Origin of the sequence: Streptomyces sp. CA-142005 (assembly GCF_050942335.1) — a bacterium.
Classification (GTDB): Bacteria; Actinomycetota; Actinomycetes; order Streptomycetales; family Streptomycetaceae; genus Streptomyces.
The window spans coordinates 8,598,345-8,621,992 of record NZ_CP192078.1 but is presented as its reverse complement, the minus strand read 5'-3'; the positions used below and the strand labels follow the sequence as shown (position 1 = coordinate 8,621,992).

Annotated in this window: 19 protein-coding genes, 1 pseudogene and 1 riboswitch; of the genes and pseudogenes, 6 read left to right on the top strand and 14 right to left on the bottom strand. The window is 73.1% G+C overall.

Annotated features, from left to right (window positions below; genetic code table 11):
- Positions 1 to 24 precede the first annotated feature (24 nt).
- On the top strand, positions 25 to 429 hold the full coding sequence (locus ACQPXS_RS39795) for a DUF4186 domain-containing protein (protein ID WP_351808127.1): 405 nt from the start codon (positions 25 to 27) through the stop codon (positions 427 to 429).
- Here the strand turns inward: ACQPXS_RS39795 and ACQPXS_RS39790 are convergent, their stop codons facing one another.
- Positions 430 to 1,977 (bottom strand): M1 family metallopeptidase, encoded by a 1,548-nt coding sequence (locus tag ACQPXS_RS39790; RefSeq protein ID WP_433454361.1) that lies wholly within the window; start codon positions 1,975 to 1,977, stop codon positions 430 to 432.
- A 246-nt stretch (positions 1,978 to 2,223) separates the two neighbouring features.
- On the opposite strand from ACQPXS_RS39790, the gene ACQPXS_RS39785 reads away from it, so the two are divergent.
- Positions 2,224 to 4,443 (top strand): NADP-dependent isocitrate dehydrogenase, encoded by a 2,220-nt coding sequence (locus tag ACQPXS_RS39785; protein ID WP_433454359.1) that lies wholly within the window; start codon positions 2,224 to 2,226, stop codon positions 4,441 to 4,443.
- Between the two features lie 130 nt (positions 4,444 to 4,573).
- Here ACQPXS_RS39785 and ACQPXS_RS39780 read toward each other — a convergent pair whose 3' ends face one another.
- The gene (locus ACQPXS_RS39780) at positions 4,574 to 4,915 is read right to left on the bottom strand and encodes a DUF5713 family protein (RefSeq protein WP_433454358.1); all 342 of its coding nucleotides are present in this window, start codon (positions 4,913 to 4,915) and stop codon (positions 4,574 to 4,576) included.
- An 83-nt stretch (positions 4,916 to 4,998) separates the two neighbouring features.
- Between ACQPXS_RS39780 and ACQPXS_RS39775 the strand changes: the two genes are divergently transcribed.
- Positions 4,999 to 5,778 (top strand): N-formylglutamate amidohydrolase, encoded by a 780-nt coding sequence (locus ACQPXS_RS39775; protein ID WP_433454357.1) that lies wholly within the window; start codon positions 4,999 to 5,001, stop codon positions 5,776 to 5,778.
- Between the two features lie 116 nt (positions 5,779 to 5,894).
- The gene (locus ACQPXS_RS39770; RefSeq protein ID WP_351808122.1) at positions 5,895 to 7,118 is read left to right on the top strand and encodes a cytochrome P450; all 1,224 of its coding nucleotides are present in this window, start codon (positions 5,895 to 5,897) and stop codon (positions 7,116 to 7,118) included.
- Between the two features lie 6 nt (positions 7,119 to 7,124).
- On the opposite strand, the gene ACQPXS_RS39765 is transcribed toward ACQPXS_RS39770, so the two are convergent.
- The 3 genes from ACQPXS_RS39765 to ACQPXS_RS39755 are packed head-to-tail and all read right to left on the bottom strand — an operon-like array spanning position 7,125 to position 9,660.
- Positions 7,125 to 7,604 carry a hypothetical protein gene (locus ACQPXS_RS39765; RefSeq protein WP_433454356.1) on the bottom strand — a complete coding sequence of 160 codons (480 nt, stop codon included), beginning with the start codon at positions 7,602 to 7,604 and terminating at the stop codon, positions 7,125 to 7,127.
- Positions 7,601 to 8,239 (bottom strand): RNA polymerase sigma factor, encoded by a 639-nt coding sequence (locus ACQPXS_RS39760; RefSeq protein WP_351808120.1) that lies wholly within the window; start codon positions 8,237 to 8,239, stop codon positions 7,601 to 7,603. The genes ACQPXS_RS39765 and ACQPXS_RS39760 overlap by 4 nt, the downstream gene beginning before the upstream one ends.
- Complete coding sequence (locus ACQPXS_RS39755) at positions 8,236 to 9,660, bottom strand: S8/S53 family peptidase (RefSeq protein WP_433454355.1); 1,425 nt, start codon at positions 9,658 to 9,660, stop codon at positions 8,236 to 8,238. Before ACQPXS_RS39755 ends, ACQPXS_RS39760 begins: the two co-directional genes overlap by 4 nt.
- 76 nt (positions 9,661 to 9,736) lie before the next feature.
- Here ACQPXS_RS39755 and ACQPXS_RS39750 point away from each other — a divergent pair, with 76 nt between their 5' ends.
- Positions 9,737 to 12,349: a CHAT domain-containing protein gene (locus ACQPXS_RS39750; protein WP_433454354.1), complete on the top strand. Its 2,613-nt coding sequence runs from the start codon at positions 9,737 to 9,739 to the stop codon at positions 12,347 to 12,349.
- A 9-nt stretch (positions 12,350 to 12,358) separates the two neighbouring features.
- On the opposite strand, the gene ACQPXS_RS39745 is transcribed toward ACQPXS_RS39750, so the two are convergent.
- Positions 12,359 to 14,074 (bottom strand): LuxR family transcriptional regulator AbsR2, encoded by a 1,716-nt coding sequence (locus tag ACQPXS_RS39745; protein WP_433454353.1) that lies wholly within the window; start codon positions 14,072 to 14,074, stop codon positions 12,359 to 12,361.
- A gap of 94 nt (positions 14,075 to 14,168) precedes the next feature.
- Here ACQPXS_RS39745 and absR1 point away from each other — a divergent pair, with 94 nt between their 5' ends.
- Positions 14,169 to 15,260 (top strand): beta-glucuronidase AbsR1, encoded by a 1,092-nt coding sequence (gene absR1, locus ACQPXS_RS39740; RefSeq protein ID WP_433454352.1) that lies wholly within the window; start codon positions 14,169 to 14,171, stop codon positions 15,258 to 15,260.
- 109 nt (positions 15,261 to 15,369) lie between these two features.
- Here absR1 and ACQPXS_RS39735 read toward each other — a convergent pair whose 3' ends face one another.
- The 8 genes and pseudogenes from ACQPXS_RS39735 to ACQPXS_RS39700 all read right to left on the bottom strand — a co-directional run bounded on the left by ACQPXS_RS39735 (position 15,370) and on the right by ACQPXS_RS39700 (position 23,634).
- Positions 15,370 to 16,752, bottom strand: coding sequence for an NtaA/DmoA family FMN-dependent monooxygenase (locus ACQPXS_RS39735; protein ID WP_433454351.1), 1,383 nt, complete (start codon positions 16,750 to 16,752; stop codon positions 15,370 to 15,372).
- Between the two features lie 25 nt (positions 16,753 to 16,777).
- Complete coding sequence (locus ACQPXS_RS39730; protein ID WP_433454350.1) at positions 16,778 to 17,986, bottom strand: LLM class flavin-dependent oxidoreductase; 1,209 nt, start codon at positions 17,984 to 17,986, stop codon at positions 16,778 to 16,780.
- Positions 17,987 to 18,287: 301 nt separating this feature from the next.
- Positions 18,288 to 19,114: pseudogene (locus ACQPXS_RS39725) on the bottom strand (GNAT family N-acetyltransferase).
- A gap of 43 nt (positions 19,115 to 19,157) precedes the next feature.
- Entirely contained in the window at positions 19,158 to 20,177 is a 1,020-nt protein-coding gene (locus ACQPXS_RS39720) for an ABC transporter substrate-binding protein (RefSeq protein WP_433454348.1), read from the bottom strand.
- Positions 20,178 to 20,229: 52 nt separating this feature from the next.
- The gene (locus ACQPXS_RS39715; RefSeq protein ID WP_433454347.1) at positions 20,230 to 21,021 is read right to left on the bottom strand and encodes an amino acid ABC transporter ATP-binding protein; all 792 of its coding nucleotides are present in this window, start codon (positions 21,019 to 21,021) and stop codon (positions 20,230 to 20,232) included.
- Positions 21,018 to 21,998, bottom strand: coding sequence for an amino acid ABC transporter permease (locus ACQPXS_RS39710; RefSeq protein WP_433454345.1), 981 nt, complete (start codon positions 21,996 to 21,998; stop codon positions 21,018 to 21,020). The genes ACQPXS_RS39715 and ACQPXS_RS39710 overlap by 4 nt, the downstream gene beginning before the upstream one ends.
- Positions 21,999 to 22,369: 371 nt before the next feature.
- Positions 22,370 to 22,481: riboswitch (SAM riboswitch) on the bottom strand.
- A gap of 78 nt (positions 22,482 to 22,559) precedes the next feature.
- Positions 22,560 to 23,447, bottom strand: coding sequence for a glutathione S-transferase C-terminal domain-containing protein (locus ACQPXS_RS39705; protein ID WP_433454344.1), 888 nt, complete (start codon positions 23,445 to 23,447; stop codon positions 22,560 to 22,562).
- A 64-nt stretch (positions 23,448 to 23,511) separates the two neighbouring features.
- Positions 23,512 to 23,634 (bottom strand): putative leader peptide, encoded by a 123-nt coding sequence (locus ACQPXS_RS39700; RefSeq protein WP_433454343.1) that lies wholly within the window; start codon positions 23,632 to 23,634, stop codon positions 23,512 to 23,514.
- Positions 23,635 to 23,648: the final 14 nt, after the last annotated feature.

Sequence of the window (23,648 nt, the reverse complement as noted above, 5' to 3'; positions counted from 1 at the left end):
GCCACGCCGTAGGCTCGGCACGGCATGACCACCTCGCCCGACCCCCGTCCCCTGGACCGGAAGCTGGACGCGATCGCCCGCCAGCCGTTCCGGGCCCGGTTCCGTCTGCGCGGCCGGGACCGGGCCACCGCCGAGCTGAAGGGCCCGGCGACGATCCGGTGGCATGCCTACGACCTGATCGCCAGGCGGCTCGCGCCGGCCGAGCCGTACAAGGACGGCAAGCAGACTCCGTACCGCGGTCACCCCGTCTTCGTCGCCCAGCACGCGACGGCGACCTGCTGCCGGGGCTGTCTGGAGCGCTGGCACGGGATTCCCAAGGGGCGGGAGCTGACGCGTGCCGAGCATGTGTACGTGGTGGACGTGATCTGCCGCTGGATCGAGCGGGAGCTGACGGGCGGGACCGGTCCGGGTCCCGCCCGTCACCGCTGATCAGAGCGTCGCGGAGTTCTCGTGCCAGTGACCGCCGCGCCTGCTGTGCGGGGCCATGAGCGAGGAGGCGACCGGGGTCACCGTCCAGTCGGGGTGGCCCGGCATGCGCGGGGTCTTCGTGCCGTACAGCCAGTCGCGCAGGAAGCCGGACTGGTCCTGGCCGGAAACCTCCGAGGCGACGGCGATGTAGTCGGCCGTCGACGCCGAGGAGTTGCGGAAGCGGTCCAGGAAGGTGCGCTCGACGGCGTGGAAGACGTCCTCGCCGACCAGCTCGCGGAAGGCGTACAGGACGAGGACGCCGCCGAGATAGCGCTGGCTGTCGAAGAGGTTCGTGGCGTTCGGGGCGGCCACCGGGCCGGAGTCGTGGCGCCACTGGTCGCCGCGGGCGTAGGTGTCCTTCATCCGGGCCTCCATCGTGGTCAGCCCGAGGGAGTCGGTCCAGCCGCGCTCGTAGCGGTAGAGCAGCCCGTAGAAGTCGGCGTGTCCCTCGTTCAGCCACAGGTCGGCCCAGGTGGCGGGGCTGACCAGGTTGCCGAACCAGGAGTGGACCAGCTCGTGCATCATGTGCGAGCCGATCTTCTTCTCCTCCTGGAGCAGGAAGTTCGGCTTGTACAGGGTGAGGGTCTGGGTCTCCAGGCCGGTGAAGTCGAAGGCGTTGGGGGCGTCGGAGTTGCACGGCAGCAGGCCGTACGTCTCGAACGGGAAGGCGCCGAGGCGGTCCTCCAGCCAGGTCACGAGGCCGGGGGTGAGCGCGAGGGCCGGTTCCAGGGCGGCGGCGCGGGCCGACGGGACCACGTCGCGCAGGGGCAGGCCGTGCGGCCCCTGCCGGTCCTTGATCACGTAGTCGCCGACGGTGATCTGGACGAGCTCGGTGGCGATCGGCGACAGGGAGCGGTACGAGTACGCCGTGCGGCCGCCGCTCAGGCTCTCGGTGCCGGTGAGCACGCCGTTCGCGACTCCGCGCAGCCCGTTCGGAACCGTGATGCGGAAGGTGAAGTCCGCCTTGTCCGAGGGGTGGTCGTTGCACGGGAAGACGGTGTGCGCGGAGTTCGGCTGCGGGCAGATCGCGAAGCCGTCCGGGGTGGGCACCCAGGCCGTGTGCGAGAGGGTGCCGCGCGGGTCGGCGACGTAGCCGACCCGGACGGTCGCCACCGCGTTCGCCGCGAGCGGCCGGGCGGGGGTGATCCGCAGTTTCTCCTGGCCCTCCTCCCAGACGGCCGCCGTGCCGCAGACCGTCACGGAGCGTATGTCCAGGCCGAGCGCGTCGAGCGAGAACCGGGTCAGTGCCCGCATCGTGCGGATCTTCAGGGTGGCGGTGCACTCCACCCGCTGGGTCGTGGGGTCGTAGGCGAGGTCGAGGTGGTACGACGACACGCGGTAGCCGTCGTTGCCGAGGGCCGGGATGACAGGGTCGCCGAGGGTCTCGGGACCCGGTTCCCCGGTGCGCCCGGCCGTGCCGGCCGCCAGGGCGGGGGAGCCGACGGTCAGCGCCGTGGCCGTACCGATGAGGGCGGCCACCGGGGCCGTCACTCTGCTGCGATATCTCATGGTCCGCCTTCGCTCGGGCGGCCGGGTGGTCGGTCCGGCCGCCGGTCGTGACGATCACCCGTGGTCCGCGGGTGATGATCACCGTGGTCTGCGGGTGATCATTTGTCATGACCATCAAAGGCGGGTTCCGGTTGCGCCGGCGCGGCACGTTTTCCGGCCGGGACGGCCGGGACCCCTGTCGAGCCGGTCCCCATCACGAGATATCTTGATGTCGAGCAATGTTGCAGACGTGGAGCGGAGCACCCGGTGACTGACTCGACCATCATCTACACCTACACAGACGAGGCCCCGGCCCTGGCGACGCATTCGTTCCTGCCGGTGATCCAGGCGTACGCCTCGCAGGCCGGTGTGCCCGTGACCACCCGGGACATCTCGCTGGCCGGACGCATCATCGCCCACTTCCCGGAGTACCTGAACGAGGACCAGCGCATCCCTGACGCGCTGGCGGAGCTGGGTGACCTGGCCAAGACGCCCGCCGCCAACATCGTCAAGCTGCCGAACATCTCGGCGTCGATCCCGCAGCTGCGCGCCGCCGTCGCCGAGCTGCAGGGCAAGGGCTACGCGCTGCCGGACTACCCGGACGACCCGAAGACCGACGAGGAGCGCGAGATCCGCGCCCGCTACGACAAGGTCAAGGGTTCCGCCGTCAACCCGGTGCTGCGTGAGGGCAACTCCGACCGCCGCGCCCCGGCCTCGGTGAAGAACTACGCCAAGACCCACCCGCACCGCATGGGCGCCTGGACCTCCGAGTCCAAGACCAATGTGGCGACCATGGGCGAGAACGACTTCCGCTCCACCGAGAAGTCCGTCGTCATCGCCGAGGACGGCGCGCTGCGGATCGAGCTGGCCGGCGAGGACGGCACCACCACCGTGCTGCGCGAGTCCGTGCCGGTGCTGAAGGACGAGGTCGTCGACGCCTCCGTCATGCACGTCGCCGAGCTGGAGCAGTTCCTCGCCGCGCAGGTCGCCCGCGCCAAGCAGGAGGGCGTCCTGTTCTCCGTGCACCTGAAGGCCACGATGATGAAGGTCTCCGACCCGATCATCTTCGGCCACGTGGTGCGCGCCTTCTTCCCGAAGACGTTCGCCAAGTACGGCGAGACCCTGAAGGCGGCCGGCCTCACCCCGAACGACGGCCTCGGCGGCATCCTGAAGGGCCTGGACAACCTGCCCGAGGGCGCCGAGATCAAGGCCTCCTTCGACGCCGAGATCGCCGAGGGCCCGGCCCTCGCCATGGTCGACTCCGACAAGGGCATCACCAACCTGCACGTGCCCTCCGACGTCATCGTCGACGCCTCCATGCCGGCGATGATCCGCACCTCCGGCCACATGTGGGGCCCGGACGGCCAGGAGGCCGACACCCTCGCGGTCATCCCGGACTCCTCCTACGCCGGTGTCTACCAGGCCGTCATCGAGGACTGCCGGGCCAACGGCGCCTACGACCCGTCCACCATGGGCTCGGTCCCGAACGTGGGCCTGATGGCGCAGAAGGCCGAGGAGTACGGCTCGCACGACAAGACCTTCGAGGTCCCGGTCGCGGGTACGGTCCGGGTGGTCGACCAGGCCGGCACCGTGCTCATCGAGCAGCCGGTCTCGGCCGGCGACATCTTCCGCGCCTGCCAGACCAAGGACGCCCCGATCCGCGACTGGGTCAAGCTGGCCGTCACGCGCGCCCGCGCCACCGGCGACCCGGCGGTGTTCTGGCTGGACGAGACCCGCGCCCACGACGCGCAGCTGATCGCCAAGGTGAAGCAGTACCTGCCGGAGCACGACACCGAGGGCCTGGACATCAGGATCCTGTCCCCGGTCGAGGCCACCAAGCTGTCGGTGGAGCGCATCCGCCGCGGCGAGAACACCATCTCGGTGACCGGCAACGTGCTGCGTGACTACCTGACCGACCTCTTCCCCATCCTGGAGCTGGGCACCAGCGCCAAGATGCTCTCGGTCGTCCCGCTGATGGCGAGCGGCGGCCTGTTCGAGACGGGCGCCGGCGGCTCCGCGCCGAAGCACGTCCAGCAGCTGGTCAAGGAGAACTACCTGCGCTGGGACTCCCTCGGTGAGTTCTTCGCGCTCGTGCCCTCCTTCGAGCAGTACGCGGCGGCCACCGGCAACGCCCGCGCCAAGGTCCTCGCCGACACCCTCGACCGTGCCACGGCGACCTTCCTCAACGAGGACAAGTCCCCGACCCGTCGCGTCGGCGGCATCGACAACCGCGGCAGCCACTTCTACCTGTCCCTGTACTGGGCGCAGGAGCTGGCCCGGCAGACCGACGACGCCGACCTGGCCAAGGCGTTCGCGCCGCTCGCCGAGACCCTCGCCGCGAACGAGCAGAAGATCGTGGACGAGCTGCTCGCCGTGCAGGGCAAGCCGGCCGACATCGGCGGCTACTACAAGGTTGACAAGGCCAAGGCGGACGCGGTCATGCGCCCGTCGGCCACCTGGAACGAGGCGCTGGCGTCCCTGAGCTAGTGCCCGCGGCGCCCGTACCTGCGGCGCCCGAGCCGCCCTCGTGAGTGGCCCTCCGCCCCGGCCGGCAGCGACACCGGCCGGGGCGGAGGCGTCTCCGCGCACCCCCCCCTGCGGCAGAGCGGACCGGCCGTCACCACTCCCGGGTGGCGATCAGCTCCTCCACGTCCGCGTCCTCGAAGCCGTAGGCCCGCGCGACGAACCGGAAGTCGCCGCCTATCTCCTCGCGGGCCACCGTCTCGATCTCGCTGCCGGCCGCCTCGAACTCCGCCTCCAGTGCGTCGAACTCCTCGGTGGCGGCCTGCGTCAGCCGGTAGAGCGCGGCCAGGTCGGCGGGCCGCTCGGCCTCGATCCGCGCGCACAGGGCGAGCAGGACCGCCCGGCCCTTGTCCACGACGTGGTCCGGGAAGTACCCGTCCCGGTACAGCCCGTCCAGGAAGGCGTGCCCCGCCGCCCGGGGATTGCTGATCGGCATGCTCCGGCCCCGCCCCTCGCCCGGTGTCGATGTGACACCTTGATCCTGCACCAGACCACTGACAACGCCCCCCGGAGCCACCCGTGTCCTCCTTCGAACTCCTCCCCGGTGACCCCGCCTCCCCCGTGCTGCTGCACGTGCCGCACTCGGCGCGGACGATTCCCGAGGACGTGCGCCGCGGGATCGTGCTGGACGACGCCGCGCTGGAGCGGGAGTTGGACCACATCACGGACGCGCACACGGCCGAGCTCGCCGAGCGGGCCGCGCATCTGGCCGCCGTGACACCGTGGCGGTTCGTGAACCGGCTGTCCCGGCTGGTCGTGGATCCCGAGCGGTTCCCGGACGAGCGGGAGGAGATGACGGCCGCCGGCATGGGCGCCGTGTACACGCGGACCACGCACCGGGCCGAGCTGCGGCCCGCGGACACCGATCCGGAACCGCTGCTGGAACGGTACTTCCGGCCGTACGCGCGGGCCATGACCGAGGCCGTGACGGACCGGCTGGCGGCCACCGGGCGGGCCGTGGTGATCGACGTGCACTCGTATCCGGCCCAGCCGCTGCCCTACGAGCTGCACGGCACCGGGCCGCGTCCGCCGGTGTGCCTGGGCACGGATTCCTTCCACACGCCGTCGGAGCTGACCGAGGCGGCCCGCAAGGCGTTCGCGGACTGCGGGGGGACCGGGCTGGACAGCCCGTTCGCCGGGACGTACGTACCCCTGGAGTTCTACGGCGCCGACGCCCGGGTCAGCGCCCTGATGGTGGAGATACGGCGGGACACCTACATGGCGGAGCCGTCGGGAGCCACCGGGCCCGGCTTCGGCCTCCTGGCCGCGGCGTTGGCCGCACTCGTCGACGCGGTCTGACCACCGCGTCCCCCAGGGGTGCGGTGCCGGTGGCCGGCGTGTGCAAGGCGCCCCGCCTCCTCCGCCTGGACTACTCCCGCGAGACAGCCGCCGCTGCCCGTACCAGGGTGGGACGCATGACCGAGGAGACCACGCTCACCGGCCAGGCCCCGCCACCCGTACGGGACTGGCCCACACCCGACCTGGACGGAACGGACTTCGACCCGGGCCTCGCCGCCCTGATGCGGGAGGGTCCGCTGACCCGGATCCGGTTGCCGTTCGGCGAGGGCTGGGCGTGGCTGGCGACCCGTTACGACGACGTGAAGCTGATCACCAACGACCCGCGGTTCAGCCGCGCCGAGGTGACACGCCGTCAGGTGACCCGGATGGCGCCGAACTTCGCGCCCCGCCCGGGCTCGCTCGCCTGGGCCGACCAGCCCGACCACAACCGGCTGCGCAAGCCGGTCGCCGGCGCCTTCACGGTGAGTGCCATGAAGCGGCTGCGGCCCCGCGCGCAGGCCATCCTGGACGAGCTGATGGACGGTGTCGTACGGGACGGGCCGCCGGCCGATCTGGTCGAGCGGGTGCTGGAGCCGTTCCCGCTCACGGTGGTCAGCGAGGTGATGGGCGTGCCCGCCGCCGACCGGGCGCGGGTGCACGCCTGGACGCGGGAGATCATCTCCACCAACGGGGCCGAGGCGGCCGGCCGGGCCAAGGAGGGCCTGTACGGATGGATCACCGCGACCGTCCGGGCCCGCGCCGAGAGCCCCGGCGAGGACGTCTACTCGATGCTGGGCGGGGCCGTGGCGCGCGGGGAGATCAGCGAGGAGGAGGCCGTCGGGCTGGCCGGACCGCTGCAGATCGGCGGCGAGGCCGTCACGCACAACTGCGGGCAGATGCTGTACCTGATGCTGACCCGGCCCGAGTTGATGGAGCGGTTGCGGGCGCGGCCCGAGGCGCGCGGTCCGGTGCTGGACGAGCTGCTGAGGTGGATCCCGCACCGCAGCTCGGTCGGGCTCGCCCGGATCGCGCTGGAGGACGTGGAGATCGCCGGTCACCGCATCGCCGCGGGAGAGCCGGTCTACGTCTCCTACCTCGCCGCCAACCGGGACCCGGCCGTCTTCCCGGACCCGGACCGCATCGACCCGGACCGCGATCCGAACCCCCACGTGGCGTTCGGCAACGGCCCGCACTTCTGCACCGGCACGCTGCTGGCCCGGCTGCAGACCGAGCTGCTGGTGGACACCCTGCTGGACCGGCTGCCCAGGCTGCGGCTCGCGGTGCCGGCCGAGGAGGTGCGGTGGCGGCACAGGACGATGATCCGCGGGCCGCGGACGCTCCCCGTGACCTGGGCCGCCTGACCCTGTTCAGGCCCGCAGCCACTCCGTGACGATCACTTCCGCGCCGGTCCGCAGCCTCAGGGCGAACGGGCCGGCCGGCGGTGTGTCGCTGGTGAAGCGGCCGAGGGTGTCGACCGCGACCGGGTGGGCGGTCCGCGGGCCGCCGAGCACCTCGATGCGCACGGACCGCGGCGGCAGCACCTGGCCGATCAGCCCGTCCTCGGTGACCTCGACGTCGACGGTGACCTCGCCCGCGCTGAACGTCAGCATCCGCGGGGCGTCCGGCACCCCCCTGACCGGCAGCGCGTCCACGAGCGAGTCGAAGGTCAGCTCGGCGATTTTCGCGTCCAGGTCGTGCAACGCGTAGGCGTCCAGGGCCAGTTGGCGCAGGGCGTCCGGGACCGGGTCGAGGACCGCGGCCGCCTGGCGCAGTTCCTCCTCCAGCAGGGCGTCCGCGAACTCGTCGTCCGCCGAGCCCGCTTCCGGGAACTTGTTGTCCTCGTTCACGCCGCACCCCGTGCGTCCATCCGGGCCCGCAGCCGGCGCAGACAGCGCTGGCGCAGCGGTCCGATGCTGCCGACCGCGATACCGAGCGCGGCCGAGATCTCACCGTAGCTGGGCGGCGGGGAGGCCACCAGCACGCGCAGCAGCTGCCGGCAGCGCTCCCCCAGTCCGTCCAGCTCCTGCCAGAGGCGGCGGACCCGCTCGGCCCGGTCCGCCTCGTCCTCCGAGTCGATCAGCGACTCCTCCGGGGTCCGGTCGTCGCTGGCCCGGTCCAGCACCCGTGGATCGTCCGTCAGGGTCAGCCGGGTCAGGCTCTTGAGCACCTTCAGGCACTCGTGGCGGGCCGTGCTGGCCAACCAGGACCCCGCCTTGTCGGGTTCGCGGATCCGGCCCAGGTGCTGGGCGAAGCGGAACCACACGGTCTGGTAGACCTCGTGCCCGTCGGCGTCGGAGAGCCGGTGTGCGCGCACGACCGACCACACCAGCGGGCTCATCCCTTCCACCAGCGCCTTCCAGGCCGCGGCGTCCCCGTCGACGGCGGACCGGACGAGCGCGCCGACCTCTGTTCGGTCCACGGCTCCACCCCTCATGTACGGCACGTCATCGTACGCCGTGGAGCGGAGCGTTCCGGACCTCATGCGGACACGGCCGGTGCCACGACCGGCACCGGGCGCCAGGTGGCCGGCCGGAGCGCCGGGACCTGCGTCCCGCGCACCTCGGCGGTGTCCGTGGTCGCCGCGAGCAGCCGGGCGAGCGCGGCCCGCGGATCGCGCTCCCCCCGCGCCGTCATCAGCGCGGCGACGAGACCGGCGGCGACCGGGGTGGCGAAGGAGGTGCCGCTCCACTGCGCGAGGCCGTCGAACATCACCTGGTCCGGCTTGGCCCCGGTGCTCTCCCGGCCCTCGCTCAACACACCGGTGTGGCGCGGGACCTGGCAGGTGCACGGGTAGTCGAACCCGAACCGGCAGGCGTCGTAGGTGGAGTGCTGGTAGATGTACGGCACCGGTGTGTCGAAGCCGGTGAGGGCGCTGGTGAGGCGCTCGCCGGGGGCGTAGACCCGCACCCAGGGGCCGTGGTTGCTGAAGCAGGCCTCGCCGTCGCCGTCCGCGCGGAGCGCGCCGACCGACAGCACGCTGTCCGCGTACTCGGGCAGGGTGGCGTAGGCGGCGGGCCAGAACGGCGTGTCACTGGCGTTGTTGCCGGCGGCGGCCACCAGCAGGGTGCGCTGCTCGCGCAGTTCGCGCATGAAGGCGTCCAGGCCGAGCAGGCCCTCGCCGCTCTCCGTCGGGGTGCCGGCGGACAGGCTGATGATGTCCGGCCAGCCGCCCTGGTCGACCGCGTCGAAGAGCCGGGCGCCGAACTCGGACTCCAGGATCGCCCCGGCGTCGTTCAGGGTGCCGCGGACGGTCACCTCGGTGTTGGGCGCGACGGCCGCGAGGATCCCGGCGATGAAGGTGCCGTGGCCGACGTACTGGCGGAGCACGCCGTCGGCGTCGGTCTCGGCCGTCTGGGCGTCGCCCGTGGTGTGGGCGAGCAGCGGGTAGGAGCCGTGGTCGTGGACCAGGCCGGTGTCGATCACGAGGACGCCGACGGCGCTGTCCGCGTCGTAACCGCCGTCGGCGGCGGCCGGGTTGGCCGGCTGGGTGCGCGCGACCGGCACCGGCTCGTCGCCGGGGCAGGCGTTGACCGCGATGTGCACCACGTGGTTGCGGCTCACCAGCCGGCGGCCCCGGCGGTCCTCGGCCTCCCCCAGGGCGCGCAGCGCGTGCGGGACGGTGTCGTCGCCGGAACCCGGGTCGCCGACCCGGATGCGGGTGACGCCGGTGCGGTTGGTCTCCGGGCCGTCGCGCCGGACGTGGTCGGGGACCAGACCCTCGGTCGCGGTGAAGTGGGCGCGCACGGTGTCCTCGACGACCCGGGCCTCCTCGCCGTCCCGGGCCAGCACGACGCCCTTCTCGTAGAGGAAGTGGGCGTCCTCGTCCGGCCCCATGGCCAGGGACACGTCCGGCATGGAGCGCTGGATGTGCTCGAACTGCTCGTGGAACCGCTGTGGTGCCATGTCCTGTCCTCCCCCTGTCGACGGTGTTCGACAGTGAGAGCCGCGGGGCCACCGTCTGATACAGGTGGCCACTACCATGCGAGACGTGACGGCGGGAAGCGAGTCGGTGCTCGAGCTGCTGCCCCTGGTGTTCGCCGACCCGGGCGAGGCCCGGGCACGCGCGGAACAGGTGCTGGGGGCCGGTCCGCCGCCGCTGCACGCCAGTGTCGCCCACCAGGTGCTCGGCATCTGGCAGCGGGACTTCGGGGATCTGCGGATCGCGCTCCGGCATCTGCGCCGGGCCCGTGACCTGGCCGCGCGCGCCGAGTCGGCCGACCGTGAGGCGGATGTGCTCGCCACGCTCGGGGTCGCACTGGTGCACGCGGGGCGCACGCGGCAGGGGCTCACCTCCTTCGAGCGCGGGATCGCCCGGGGCAGCGGGCACACCCGGGCCCGGGTGCTGTACCGGCGGGCGTACGTGTGGTGGGTGCTGGGGCATCACCGGGAGGCGCTGGAGGACGTACGGCGGGCGCTGCCGGTGCTGCGGCAGCTCGGCGACGACATCTGGACCGCGCGGGCGCTGACCCTGCGGGCCACCGTGCACCTGGCGCTCGGCGCGGTGGACCGGGCGGTCGCCGACTTCACGGCGGCGGAGCGGCTGTGGGACACCACCGGCCAGGAGCACGACAAGGCCGACGCGGTGGAGAGCCGCGGGCTCGCCGCGTTCCGGTCCGGGGACATCCCGGCGGCCCTGCGGCTGCTGGACGAGGCCGAGGAGCGGTACGCGAAACTCGGCACGCCCACCTACATGCTGTCCCTGCGGCGCTGCGAGGTGCTGATGGCGGCCGGGCTGGCCCCGGAGGCGCTGGCCGAGGCGGACGCGACGATCGCGCTGCTGGACCGGATCGGCGGACAGTCCACCCGCAAGGCCGAGTTGCTGCTGGCCGCCGCGCGGGCCGCCCGCTCGGCCGGGGACGCGCACACCGCGGTGGCCCGCGCCGCCGTCGCCGTACGGCTGTTCGCGGCGCAGCGCCGGATGTGGTGGGAGACCCATGCGCGGCTGGTGCTGATCGAGGCGCGAGTGGCGGCCGGACGCCGTTCCGGGCGGCTGGTGGCGGACGCGGCGGCGGTCGCCGAGAAGCTGGCCTCCTTCGGCTCCCCGGCGGCGCCGGAGGCCTCGCTGCTCGCGGGCCGGATCGCGCTCGCGCTGGGCTGGACCGCCGACGCCGAACGGCACTTGGCCGTGGCCGCGCGCAGCCGCTACGGCGGTCCGCCGCCGGCCCGGGTGACGGGCTGGGCGGCCCAGGCGCTCCGGGCGCGCGCGGCCGGGTCCCGGCGGGGCGTGCTGGAGGCCTGCCGGCGCGGCCTGGACGTGCTGGACGACCACCGGATGACGCTCGGCGCCTCGGAGCTGCGGGCCCACGCCACCGCGCAGGGCGCCGAACTGGCCGCGCTGGCCCAGGAGGTGAGCCTCGCCCACGGCTCACCGCGGCGGCTGCTGCGGTGGAGCGAGCGCTGGCGGGCCACCGTGCTGTCCGCGCCGCCCACCCGGCCGCCCGCCGACCCGGCGCTGCTGAGCGGTCTGACCGCGTACCGGGAGATCGCGGCCCGTGCCGAGGAGGCCCGGATGGAGGGCCGCCCGGTGCCCGCGCTGGAGCGCGAACAGCGGCGCCTGGAACGGGAGATCCGCTCCCGCACCCACCACATACGCGGCTCCGCCCCGCACGAGGGCGACCGCTTCGAGGTGCCCCGGCTGCTGGACCGCCTCGGCGAGGCCCGCCTGGTCGAACTCGCCGTGGTCGACGGGCGGGTGCACGTCCTGCTGTGCGGGCAGGGCCGGGTGCGGCGGTTCACCGGCGGCCCGCTGGCCGAGGCGGTCACCGAGGCCGAGTACGTGCAGGCCGGGCTGCGGCGCCTCGCCCATCCCGGCGCCGAGGCCCGGCTGCCGCTGGTGGAGGCCGCGGGCCTGCGCCTGCAGGAACTGCTGCTGGGCGCCGCGGCGGCCCAGCTCGGCTCGGGACCCGCGGTGATCGTGCCACCGGGGGCGCTGCACCGGGTGCCGTGGGCACTGCTGCCCGCGCTGCGCGAGCGGGTGCTCAGCGTGTCCCCGTCGGCGGGCAGCTGGCTGCGCGCCCGCGAGACCGAGCCCCCACCGGGCGGCCGGCACGTGCTGGTGCGCGGACCGGGCCTCGCCACCGGCGGCGCGGAAGTACCGGAACTGGCCGCCCGCTACGGCACGGCGACCGTCCTGGAGGGCGACGACGCCCAGGTCCCGCGGGTCCTGGACCACCTCGACGGGGCGGCCCTCGCACATCTCGCGGCCCACGGCACGTTCCGCGCCGACAGCCCGCTCTTCTCCGCCCTCCGCATGGCCGACGGCCCGCTCATCGTGCACGACTTCGAACGGCTCGCCCGCAGCCCGTACCGGATCATCCTCTCCAGCTGCGACACCGCCCGCCTCGCCTCCGTCGGCGCCGACGAACTCCTCGGCCTGGTCACCGCGTTGCTGCCGCTCGGCACGGCCGGGGTGGTGGCGAGCAGCGCACCGGTCAACGACGCGGCCGTGGTCCCCCTGATGCTGGCCCTGCACAAGGGCCTGGACGCGGGACTGTCGTTGGCGGAGGCACTCCGGGATGCCCGCACCACCCTGCCCGGGGACCCGGTCCACCAGGCGACGGGCTGGGCGTTCGCCGCGTTCGGGGCGGCGTGAGAGCACCGCCTACGCGGATGCGCACAGCACCGGCAGCGCTCCCCGATCACCGGTGCCGAGACGGCTGTACGCGCTGTACAGATGATTCCCCACGGTCCGCACGGACAGGGTCAACCGCTCGGCGATCTCCCGATTGCTCAGGCCCGCCGCCGCGAGCGTCACGATCTGCCGCTGCCGGGCGGTGAGTTCACCGAGGACCAGCCCGGCCAAGGCGGGCGTCCGCGCACCCTGGCACCGGCGCGCGAGCGCGACGGCACGGGTGCGGGAGACGCGCGCGGCCCGCGGATCCCGGTGCACCCGCACGGCCTGCGCACGCGCCTCGGCCGCGAACAGCAGGAAGCCGCGCTCTTCGAGGGCCTCGGCGACCCGGTCCAGGCCTTCCGCGTCCTTGCGCGCCAGCGCATCGGCGTGCCGCGCGAACACGCTGCCGGCAGGCAACCGCCGGGCGGCCCCCTCGGCGTCACCGAGGCGTACGGCGTCGTACCGGGCGTAGACGTCGTCGTCTCCGCTCTGGCCCGACTCCCCCTCGGCGGACCGCAGTTCCGCACGGTACCCCTGGTCCCCGGGCGCTCCCCGCAGTCCCTCCCGCGCCCAGGCGGCGGCGTCGCGGACCTGACCCCGCAGCCGCGCGAACCGGGCGCGGACGGCGGCGTACCCGGCCGGCAGCACCGCGCCCTCCGCCACCAGCCACTCCCCCACCGGGGTGGGCACCGACCGCACGTCGAACCGCTCGATCGCCCGCAGCAGGACCCGCCGTTCGGCTTCGAGGGCCGGTCCGTGGTCGCGTGGTGCGCCGGTCAGCCGGCGGGCACGCAGCCGGCCGGCCGTGGCGCGCAGGGCCGCCCCGTGCAGGGGGTGGGCGAGAGTGACGGCGCCGCCTCGGTCGTCGGCCTGGATCAGACCGTCCCGCTCCAGACGCTCCAGGACGCCCGGATCCACGTCGTCCAGGGGCAGGGGCAACGGCAGCGGCTCGGCGAACGCGAGGCGTTCGAGGATGTCCCGTTCACCAGGGTGGGAGCGCCCGAGCACGGGCGCCAGTCGCTCCTTCACAGCCGCGGTGACCGGCAGCGCCCCCCGCCAGGCCCGCTCCTGCGTACCGGGAACGGGAATCAGCCGCCCGGTCGTGCCGAGCGCGGCGACCACGTCGCGCAGCAAGCGCAGATCGCCCCGGCAGACCCGGTGCAGGCGGCGGACGGTGAGCGGTTCCAGCCCGGCGGCGGCGAGCAGGCGGGCCACGTCCTCGCAGGGCAGCGGTTCGAGGGGCAGCCGGGGCAGCAGTTCCCCGGTCCACAGCCGGGACACCGCGCCGGGCGCGGGCACGCCGTCCACGGCGGCCACGACGAGCCGGGTGCGGCCGTGCACGGCGAGCTGGTGCACGAGGGCGGCGGAGGCCTCGTCCAGCAGATGCGCGTCGTCCACGACCAGGAGCCGTACGCCGGACAGGACGCGCACCGCGCGGTGCAACGAGACGGGCTCGGGCAGCAGGTGGGCGAAGGCCGCGAAGGGCAGGCCCTGGGCCTCGGGGGTGCCGGTGACCAGGGTGTGCTCCGTGCCCCGGACCGCCTCCGTGATCAGCCGGGTCTTGCCGTGGCCGGCTGGTCCGGTCACCACGATGCCGTGCCGGCCGGCGGCCGACGAGGTGCGCACCAGCTCCAGTTCCTCGTCCCGGCCGGTGAACGGCCAGGGCTGCTCCAGCGTCTTGGCGTCCTGCTCGTAAGTCCTCACATCATGCAGAGCGCGCGTACTCACGGTTGATACAGGGCGACTTGAGTAGCCCCCGACTCAGGCGCCCGGCCGCTCGGGCGGGCACGCTGGCCGCATGACCCGACGCCTCTGCTCGCTCCCGCGGCAGCCGGCCCCGTGCTTCGCACCGGGGCTGACCGCCGAGCGGCTCGGTGCGCTGCTCGCCGGGCGGCGGATGTGGGTCAACGGCACGGTCCTGCACTACTACCTCTACGACGGCACCGACGGCACCGACAGCTCGGTGATCCCGGTCCCCGGGACCGGTGAGCTGCGCCGGGTGCCGTGGGCCGGCGGGGAGGAGCAGCGGGAGGCGGTCCGTGATGCCTTCCGCGAGTGGCAGGGACTCGGCATCGGCGTCACGTTCGCCGAGGTCGGCGACCGGCGCGAGGCGGAGCTGCGGATCGGGTTCCAGGCCGGCGGCGGTTCCTGGTCGGCGGTGGGCCGGGAGGCGCTGTCGGTCGGCCGGAGCGAGCGCACCATGAACCTGGGCTGGGACGTGACCGGGGCCGGGGAGCGCGGGACGGTGCTGCACGAGATCGGGCACGCGCTCGGCATGGTGCACGAGCACCAGAGCCCGTACGCCGGGCTCCACTGGGACGACGAGGCCGTGTACGCCGAGCTGGCGGGCCCGCCGAACTTCTGGAACCGGGAGACGACGTACACGAACGTCCTGCGCGAGCTGGCCGCCGGTGAGGCGAGCGGCTCGGTGTGGGATCCGCAGTCGGTGATGACGTTCCCGTTCGGGCCGGGGCTGGTGCTGGAGCCGGAGCAGTACCGCGGGGGGCTGTCTCCGTCCGATGGCCCGTCCCCGGCCGACAAGGAGTTCGTGCTGCGCTGGTATCCGCCGGCCGGCCCGGCCGGACCGCCGGTGCTGGTGCCGTTCCGGTCGGCGCCGCTCGGTCTCGGACCGGGCGAGCAGGCCGACTTCATCGTCGAGCCGCCGGAGACCCGCGACTACACCGTGGGCACCTTCGGCGACGCCGACACCGTGCTCGTGGTCTTCGAGGAGCGCGACGGGGTGCCGCGCTTCCTCGGGGGCCACGACGACGGCGGCACACCGGACAACGCCGCCGTCAGCGTCCGGCTCGTCAAGGGCCGCCGCTATGTCGTCCGCGTCCGTCTGTACTCCACATGGGGGTCGGGAGAGACGGCGGTCATGTGCTGGTGAGCACACGCTGACGACACATCCCAAGGTCCGGCACCGGGGGAGTGGCCGTGGACGTCACCTACGGGGGAGGAGACGTCCACGGCCACGCCGGTTGTGCGCGGACGCCGGTTCAGGACGCGGCCCGCTCGGGCGCGGCGGTGGTGCCGGCGTCGGGGTGGGCGAGGCCGAGGTGGTCGCGCAGGGTCGTGCCCGTGTAGTCGGCGCGGAACACGCCCTGTTCCTGGAGCAGGGGTACGACCTTGTCGGCGAAGGGGTCGAGGCCGCCGGGGGTGATGTGCGGGACGAGGATGAAGCCGTCGGAGGCGTCCGCCTGCACGAAGTCGTTGATGGTCCGGGCGACCGTGGCCGGGGAGCCGACGAAGGTCTGCCGGTTGCCGGTGTTGATGACCAGGTCGCGGATGGACCACTTGTTGGCCTCGGCGAGCTGCCGCCACTCGCGGGCGATGGCGATCGGGTCCCGGTACATCCGCACCTGGGCGCGGCCCCGGGAGATGTGCTCCTCGCTCACCACCGGGTCGACGTCGGGCAGCGGGCCCTCCGGGTCGTACCCCGACAGGTCCCGGTTCCAGACGAACTCCAGGTGCTTGAGGGCGGTGGCGCCGCTGACCTGCTGCCGGCGCACCTCACGGGCGAGTTCGGCTGCGTCCTGGTCGGTGTCGCCGAGGACGAAGGTGGCGGCGGGCAGGATGAGGAGCTGGTCGGGACGGCGGCCGTACTTGGCGAGGCGGGACTTGACGTCCGTGTAGAAGGCCTGGCCCTCCTTCAGCGTGGAGTAACGGCTGAAGATCGCGTCCGCGTCGGACGCGGCGAACTCACGGCCCTCGTCGGAGTCCCCGGCCTGGAAGATCACCGGGCGGCCCTGCGGGGACCGCGGGACGTTGAAGCGGCCGTGGATGTCGAAGTGCTGCCCCCGGTGCACGAAGGCGCCGGCCTCGGCGTCCCGGAGGAAGGTGCCGGTGGCCTGGTCGGCGAGGATCTCGTCGCCGCGCCAGGAGTCGAAGAGTTCGTGCGCGGTGGCGAGGAACTCCTTGGCGCGGGAGTAGCGCTCCTCCTGCGGCAGGAAGCCGCCGCGGCGGAAGTTCTCGCCGGTGAAGGCGTCCCAGGAGGTGACCACGTTCCAGGCGGAGCGGCCGCCGGAGAGGTGGTCGAGGCTGGCGAACTGGCGGGCCACCTCGTACGGCTCGTTGAAGGTGGAGTTGATGGTGCCGGTCAGGCCGAGCCGGTCGGTGACGGCGGCCAGTGCGGCCAGCACGGTGAAGGTGTCGGGGCGGCCGACGACGTCCAGGTCGTAGATCTTCCCGCCTTGTTCGCGCAGCCTGAGTCCCTCGGCGAGGAACAGGAAGTCGAACTTGGCGCGTTCGGCGGTCCGCGCGAAGTGCGCGAAGGAGCTGAACTCGATGTGGCTGCCGGCGGCCGGGTCGCTCCACACGGTGGTGTTGTTGACGCCAGGGAAGTGGGCGGCCAGATGGATCTGCTTCAGCGGCTTGCTCATGGGTGCGGTCGTCCTCTCCGGCTGCTCAGGCGGTGGCTGCGGCGTAGCGGTTGGCGGGGCGGGCGAGGCCGAGCAGGCCGCGCAGGGTGTCGGCCTCGTAGGCCTGCCGGAAGCGGCCCCGGCGCTGGAGTTCGGGTACCAGGGCGCGGCTGATGCGGGGCAGATCGTGCCCGGCGACGGCGGGTCGCAGCCGGAACCCGGTCAGCCCGCCCGCCGCCAACTCCTCCAGCAGATCGGCGAGTTGGCTGGCCGTGCCGGTGAAGATCCGGGCGTCGCCGGTGTACGGCTCACCCGCGAGCGTGTCCAGCCGTTGCCGCCTGGCCTCGGCCTCGGCCCGGCTGTCGTCGAGGAAGACGACGAGGTCGCCGAAGACGTGCAGGGTCTCCGCGGCGCGGCCCGCCGCTCGCTGCTCGGCGCGGATCTCGGCGACGATCGCCCGGGCCTGGTCCACGTCGTGCGGGGTGACATAGCCGACGTCGGCCTGGCGGGCGACGAGCCGGTACGGGACGCTCTGGTGGGCGAGGGCCGTGACCGGCGGCTGCCCCTGGGGCGGGCGGGGTGTGATCGAGGGTCCCTTGACGCTGAAGTGGCGGCCCTCGAAGTCGATGTAGTGCAGCTTGTCCCGGTCGATGAAGCGGCCCGTCGCCGCGTCCCGGATCTCGGCGTCGTCCTCCCAGCTGTCCCAGAGCCGGCGCACCACTTCCACGTGGTCGGCGGCCTCGTCGAACAGTTCGGTGACGAGGTCCCGTGCGGCCGGGCTGTCGTAGGCCTCGATCCGGCCGATGGTACGGCGGCCGAAGTGGGCGGCCTCGTTCGGCCGGGCGCTGATCTGCACCCGCAGGCCCGCGCGGCCGGTGCTGACGTAGTCGAGGGTGGCGATCGCCTTGGAGATGTGGAACGGCTCGGTGTGCGTGGCCACCACGGTCGGCACCAGGCCTATGTGCCGGGTGAGCGGGGCGACGCGGGAGGCGACGAGGACCGCGTCGAGCCGGCCGCGCACCTGGTCGGTGCGCTCGTCGGGGTCGAGGAAGTGCGCGGACTGCGGGCCGAGGCCGTCCTCGATGGTGACGAAGTCGAGGAGGCCGCGTTCGGCCTCGGCGACCAGATCGGCCCAGTAGCCGGCGGTGAACAGGTCCCGGGGGCGGGCGACCGGCTCGCGCCAGGACGCGGGGTGCCAGCCGGTGCCGTCCAGGGCGACGGCAAGGTGCAGAAGGGTAGCGGGAGTTGAGGACACTTCGGTGCCTTCCTTGATGTCCGTACGAGAACACCGGCTCGCGAGGGCAGGCGTCGGCGAGGGCGAGCGCGGCAGGGGCGGATCCGGGCCGTGCGGCTGGGCAGGCCGGGGAGAAGAGGTCAGTGGCGACAGAGCGCGGCGGACACGCGCTGGAGATCTATGTGCGGCCGGGATATCAGGCGGACCGAGCGGTACGGGCGCGGGGCGCACAGCGGGAGTACGCGTGTCACGGCCGTCACCTCCGTCCGTCGGGCGCGCGGGCGGGCCGGGTGGGCGACCGCCTCGCGGATCTCGTCATGACTCACAACGCGCGGCCGCCTTCGGTTGTTCCCGTACGGCCGACCGCGATTGTTCCCGCGCTGCCGGCCCGCCGGCGCATGTCCGAGCTGCGGACCCGCTCGCCTGGTTCCGCACTGCGCACCCGCACGATGCGCGAGCGGCGGCGCAGGGTGAAGCCGATCGACTCGTAGAGCCGGATCGCCGGTGTGTTGCCGGCGGCGGCGTGCAGGAACGGGTGTCCCCCCGCTCCCGGATCCCGAAGGCGACCGCACGCACCAGGCGGGTTGCCAGGCCCCGGCCGCGGTGACCGGGATCGGTGCAGACGGCGCTGACCTCGGTCCAGCCCGGCAGCCGTAGCCTCTCCCCCGCCATCGCGATGAGCCGCCCTTCGTGCCGGATGCCGAGGTAGCCGCCCATCTCGACGGTCCGCCGGAGGAACGGGCCGGGCCGGGTCCGGGCGACGAGGTCGAGGATCTCGGGGACGTCGTCGGTCCCGAGCCGTACCGCTTCCGGGGCGGGTTCGGCACGCAGTGCGGTGTCCACCAACTGCACGCCCTCCCCGTCGGCTTCGACCCGCCAGCCGTCGGGCACCCGGTCGACGGGCTTGACCCGTACGGCGGTTGCCGGGCTCAGGAGGGTGCGCAGGTCGGCCCAGGCGGCCGGATCGGCGGGGTCGTCGAGGGCGGCGAAGGCGTAGATGCCGTCCTCGTACCGGGCGGCGCGGCCGACCCGTTCGGCGAGGTGGGCGTGCGGGCCGGTCAGGGCCGCCCAGACGGCGTTGTCGAGGGCCGGGTCGTCGGTCGGGGGCTGGACTCCGCCTCCGCGGAGGCCGGTTTGAGGGGACGGCACGACAGGCGGTGCCTCTCTCGGCTCGGTTCGGTTGCACGGTGGGTCATGAGTTGTCCAGCGGCAGGCCGGGCGGATTGACCTCGGACTTGGCGACGGCCTCGTTGGAGAGGTGGTAGGCGGCCAGCCACTTGGCGTACTGCCCGTTTTCGATCAGGTGGTTGACGGCCGCGGCGATGGGCTTCGCCAGGCCGCTGTCCTTCTTGGCGGTGGCGGCGATCAGCCCCTGGAGCGAGGCGCCCGCGCCGGAGAAGGTGCCCGCGCTGCGGGTCGCCTTGGGGGTGCCCGCGGTCTTCGCGATGTTGTAGGCGATGCCCGGATTGGGCCCGAAGAAGGCGTCGATCTTGCCGCTGTCCAGGGCCAGATAGGTGCCGTTGCGGTCGGGGTAGTACTTGACGGTGAGGTCCTTGCCCTCGCTCTGGAGCTTCTTCTTCCACTCCAGGAGGATCTTCTCCTGGTTGGTCCCGGAGCCGACGGAGACGGTCAGCCCGGCGAGCTTCTCGTAGTCGCCGTCGAAGTTCCACGTGCTGGACTTGCGCACCTCGAAGCCGAGGTTGTCCTGCCGGTAGGAGGCGAACTCGTACTTCTTCTTGCGCTCCTCGGTGTCGGTGACGTTCGAGAAGGCGACGTCGACCTTGCCGCTGTCGATGCCGACGAAGAGGTTCTCCCAGGTGAAGTTGCGGATCTCGGGCTTCAGTCCGAGCACGGCGGCGACCAGCCGGCCGAAGTCGGGTTCGGCGCCGGTGAGGGTCTTCTGGTCGCTGCCGACGTACGCCAGTGGCGCGAAGCCGGCCGGCAGGGCGCCGACGCCGATGGTGAGCCTGCCGCTCTTGCGTACGGAGGCGGGCAGTTGCGCGCTGATGGACTTGACCTCGGAAACCTTCAGCGTGGTCTGCTTGGCGGCACCGTTGGAGAGCCGGCCGACGGTCACGCTGCCGGCGGCGTCGGTGGTGGTCGCGGCGTCGCTGTCACCCCCGCAGGCGGCGAGCCCGGTGGCGAGGGTGGCGACGGCGGTCGCCGCGGTGATGCCGCGTATCAGGCCGCGTCGGGAAAGGTGGCTGCGCATGGCTGTCCTTGTCGTTCGGAAGTGTCGTTCGGGAACTGCGGTGGGTGCGGGGTCAGAGGACCTTGGCGAGGAAGTCCCGGGTGCGTTCGTGCCGGGGCCTGTCCAGGACCTCCTGGGGCGGTCCCTGTTCGACGATCCGGCCGCCGTCGAGGAAGACGATCCGGTCGGCGACCTCGCGGGCGAAGCCGATCTCGTGGGTGACGATGACCAGGGTGGTGCCGCTGGTGGCGAGGTCCTTGATGACGGAGAGCACCTCGCCGACCGTCTCGGGATCGAGCGCGGAGGTCGGCTCGTCGAAGAGGATGATGCCGGGCCGCAGCGCGAGGGCGCGGGCGATGGCGACGCGCTGCTGCTGTCCGCCGGAGAGCTGGCGCGGGTAGGCGCCGGTACGGTCGCCGAGGCCGACCCGGGTGAGCAGGTCGCGGGCCAGATCCAGCGCTTCGGGCCTGGTGAGCTTGCCGGTGGCGACGGGCGCGGCGGCGACATTGTCGAGTGCGCTCAGGTGCGGGAAGAGATGGAAGTTCTGGAAGACGAAGCCGATGCGGCTGCGCTGGGCCAGGATGGCGCGCTCGCTGAGCTCCTTGAGCCGGCCGTCGCTGCCGCGTTGGACGCCGATCGGCTCGCCTCCGACGCTGACGTGGCCGACCTCGGGTTTCTCCAGGTGGTTGACGACGCGCAGCAGGGTGGACTTGCCGGAGCCGGAGGGGCCGATGACGACGGTGACCTCGCCGGGGCGCACGGTCAGGTCGATACCGTCGAGCACGCGGTGGGTGCCGTACCACTTGTGGACGCCGTGGACCTCCAGTGCGGCCGGGGTGGTCTCGAGGCTGTCGGTGGCGGTCATACGGCGGCCTCCCTGCGCAGCCGGGCCCGGAACTCGCCGAGGCCCGCGCGCGCCTTCTGCAGCGGGGTCGGCGGCAGGGTGCGGGTGGCGCCCCGCGCGAAGTACCGCTCGACGTAGAACTGGACGACGGACACGGCGCTGGTGAGGATCAGGTACCAGACGGTGGCGACCAGCAGCAGGGGCACGATGTCGCCGGGGTAGGTGCTGCCCATGGTCTGCACGGAGCCGAAGAGGTCGAGCAGCGAGACGTAGAACACCAGCGAGGTGCTCTTGACGAGGCCGATGAGCTGGTTGACGTAGTTCGGTGTGATGGACCTGAGAGCCTGCGGGAAGACGATCCGGGTGAACTGGTAGCCCGTGGGCAGGCCGAGTGCGGCGGCCGCCTCGTGCTGGCCCTGGTCGACGGAGATGATGCCGCCGCGTACGACCTCGGCCGCGTACGCTGCCTCGTTGAGGCTGAGCCCGACCACGGCGACAGTCATGTCGGTGGCGAGCCTGGACTCGTCGAAGCTGACGAAGGCGGGGCCGAAGGGGATGCCGAGGCTCAGCGTCTTGTACAGGGCGCTGAAGTTGTAGAGGAAGATCAGGACGACGATCAGCGGCACCGAGCGGAACAGCCAGGTGTAGGTCCAGCTCACGGCGCGCAGTACCGGGCTGCCGGACTGCCGGCCGAGGGCCAGCAGGATGCCGCCCAGGAGTCCGAAGACGGCGCTGAGCGCGGCGACTTCGAGGGTGACGAGGAGTCCGTCGAGGACGGTGGGGCGCAGGAACCAGTAGCGGAAGCGGTCCCACTGGTAGAACGGGTTCGTGGCCAGCCCGTGCAGGAACTGCGCGACGAGCACGAGGACGACGGCGGTGGCGATCCACCGTCCGGGCCGGCGCAGCGGCTGAACTCGCTGCGCTTTCAGGGGGGTTGTCGGGGTGGCGGCTGGCGGCGCCTCGGCGAGGGAGACGGCGGCGCCTGGGGGTTCACTCATGGCGGGCTCCGGCGGAGTCGGACACCCGGCTCGCGGCGCGCGGGTGCGGGCACCGCTACGGCACTACGGCACGAGGCGGCGGCGCACGGCGGCGCGCGGGAACCGGGGGCTGGGCGGGCGGGACGGCACACCACGGCTGCGATGTGCGTCAGGAACGCGAGGCGGGAGAAGGGGGGCTGGAAAGGTCGTCAGCCCTGGCAGCGGGCAGAGCCCGGTGCGGTACACAGTGCGCTGTTGACGCGGAGCAGATCGACGGCGCGGTCGGCGACGAGGAGCCCGCCGTATGACCGTACGCAGCCCTGGGGGCGGCTCGCGGCCGTCCTGGGAGCTGCGTACATGGCGTCACCTGTCACTGTTCCGGCCCCGCGGGGCCCTCGCGCTTACCGAAAACGTCATTCCGGTCCGGTCGTCACCTGGGGCACCCCACCGCGGTGCGAGGGTTGCCGGTCAGCGAGCCAGGGCTTGGCGCTGACGCTCATGACCGTTCTGAGCCGTAAGTAAGGCAGTTGCCCGTTCGAATGTCAACGGCCGTCCGCGTGGTGGACGCCGTCCGACCGTTGCTCACCTGCGGGAAGCGTCCTGGGCGGCCGCGGCGTGGCGCGCCCAGTCCAGGATCTGGACGGCCGCTCCGGCGGCCTCCAGGCCCTGGCAACGGCCGTGGTGGCGGCGGGAGATGCCGTCGAGGTCGAGAGGGCGGCCGAAGGCGGGGTGGGCGGCCAGGCGGCCTGCGTAGGCCCACAGGGCGCGGTGGCCGGCGATGCGGTGGACGGCGGAGGCGTCGAGGTGACAGCGGTGGACGGTGTCCAACTGCACCAGGGCGACCCACAGTTCCACGTCGGCCGCGGTGAGCCGGCCGTCGACCAGGTACTCCTCCGCGGCCAGCCGGTTGTCCAGCCGGCCCAGGGTGTCCAGGAGGACGTCCAGGGCGGCGGCCCGCTCGGCGGGGTCGGTGCCGGCCTGACCGGCGCGCTGCGCGGCCTCCTCGATGCCCTCGGCACACATCCGTTCGACGGCCTCGATCACCGACTCCAGGCCGCACGGGTACAGGGCGGCGCGGCCCTCGTGCGGGAAGCGGTCGAGGTCGCGCAGGATGTCGCGGGCGTGGGTGCTGACGATGCGTCCGGACCAGTCGTCGCTGAGCACGGGCGCGAGGGCCGGGCCGGTGTAGCGGTGGGCGCTCGCCTCGTACAGCGGGCGCAGCGCGGAGTGGCCGCCGCCGGGACAGTCCGGTACGGCGGGCAGGACCGTGACCGGACAACCGCCGTCCAGGCCGAGGAGGTGGTGGCCGACGGCGAGGCGCAGCCCGTCGGGGCAGGCGGTCGACAGATGGAGCCGGTAGCGGTGCGGCACGGCGTAGTGGCCGCTACGCGCGTCCCGGCCGATCCGGCCCCGGAAGACGGGGGCGGTGCGGTGGGCGGGCGGGAGGGTGGCGAGCGGAGTGGTGGACATGCGTCTCCCCGGGTGGTGGGCGTGCGGAAGTGCGGCGTCGGCCGAGGGGCGCGCGGCGCCCGGCTCAGCGGTGGCCGCTGATCGCGCTGCAGACGCGCAGCAGGTCGATGTGCCGGCGGGAGGTGAGCAGGGGCGCGCGCAACGGCGTGCGGCCCGCGAGGCCGGTGACCGTGTCGAGGCACGTCATGATTCCCTACCTGT

What these genes read in the sequence shown, in the direction of transcription:
- ACQPXS_RS39795 (WP_351808127.1), top strand. Translation starts at nt 25, where the DNA reads ATGACCACCTCGCCCGACCCCCGTCCCCTGGACCGGAAGCTGGACGCG.
- ACQPXS_RS39790 (WP_433454361.1), bottom strand. Translation starts at nt 1,977, where the DNA reads ATGAGATATCGCAGCAGAGTGACGGCCCCGGTGGCCGCCCTCATCGGT.
- ACQPXS_RS39780 (WP_433454358.1), bottom strand. Translation starts at nt 4,915, where the DNA reads ATGCCGATCAGCAATCCCCGGGCGGCGGGGCACGCCTTCCTGGACGGG.
- ACQPXS_RS39770 (WP_351808122.1), top strand. Translation starts at nt 5,895, where the DNA reads ATGACCGAGGAGACCACGCTCACCGGCCAGGCCCCGCCACCCGTACGG.
- ACQPXS_RS39760 (WP_351808120.1), bottom strand. Translation starts at nt 8,239, where the DNA reads ATGAGGTCCGGAACGCTCCGCTCCACGGCGTACGATGACGTGCCGTAC.
- ACQPXS_RS39755 (WP_433454355.1), bottom strand. Translation starts at nt 9,660, where the DNA reads ATGGCACCACAGCGGTTCCACGAGCAGTTCGAGCACATCCAGCGCTCC.
- ACQPXS_RS39750 (WP_433454354.1), top strand. Translation starts at nt 9,737, where the DNA reads ATGCGAGACGTGACGGCGGGAAGCGAGTCGGTGCTCGAGCTGCTGCCC.
- absR1 (WP_433454352.1), top strand. Translation starts at nt 14,169, where the DNA reads ATGACCCGACGCCTCTGCTCGCTCCCGCGGCAGCCGGCCCCGTGCTTC.
- ACQPXS_RS39735 (WP_433454351.1), bottom strand. Translation starts at nt 16,752, where the DNA reads ATGAGCAAGCCGCTGAAGCAGATCCATCTGGCCGCCCACTTCCCTGGC.
- ACQPXS_RS39720 (WP_433454348.1), bottom strand. Translation starts at nt 20,177, where the DNA reads ATGCGCAGCCACCTTTCCCGACGCGGCCTGATACGCGGCATCACCGCG.
- ACQPXS_RS39715 (WP_433454347.1), bottom strand. Translation starts at nt 21,021, where the DNA reads ATGACCGCCACCGACAGCCTCGAGACCACCCCGGCCGCACTGGAGGTC.
- ACQPXS_RS39710 (WP_433454345.1), bottom strand. Translation starts at nt 21,998, where the DNA reads ATGAGTGAACCCCCAGGCGCCGCCGTCTCCCTCGCCGAGGCGCCGCCA.
- ACQPXS_RS39705 (WP_433454344.1), bottom strand. Translation starts at nt 23,447, where the DNA reads ATGTCCACCACTCCGCTCGCCACCCTCCCGCCCGCCCACCGCACCGCC.
- ACQPXS_RS39700 (WP_433454343.1), bottom strand. Translation starts at nt 23,634, where the DNA reads ATGACGTGCCTCGACACGGTCACCGGCCTCGCGGGCCGCACGCCGTTG.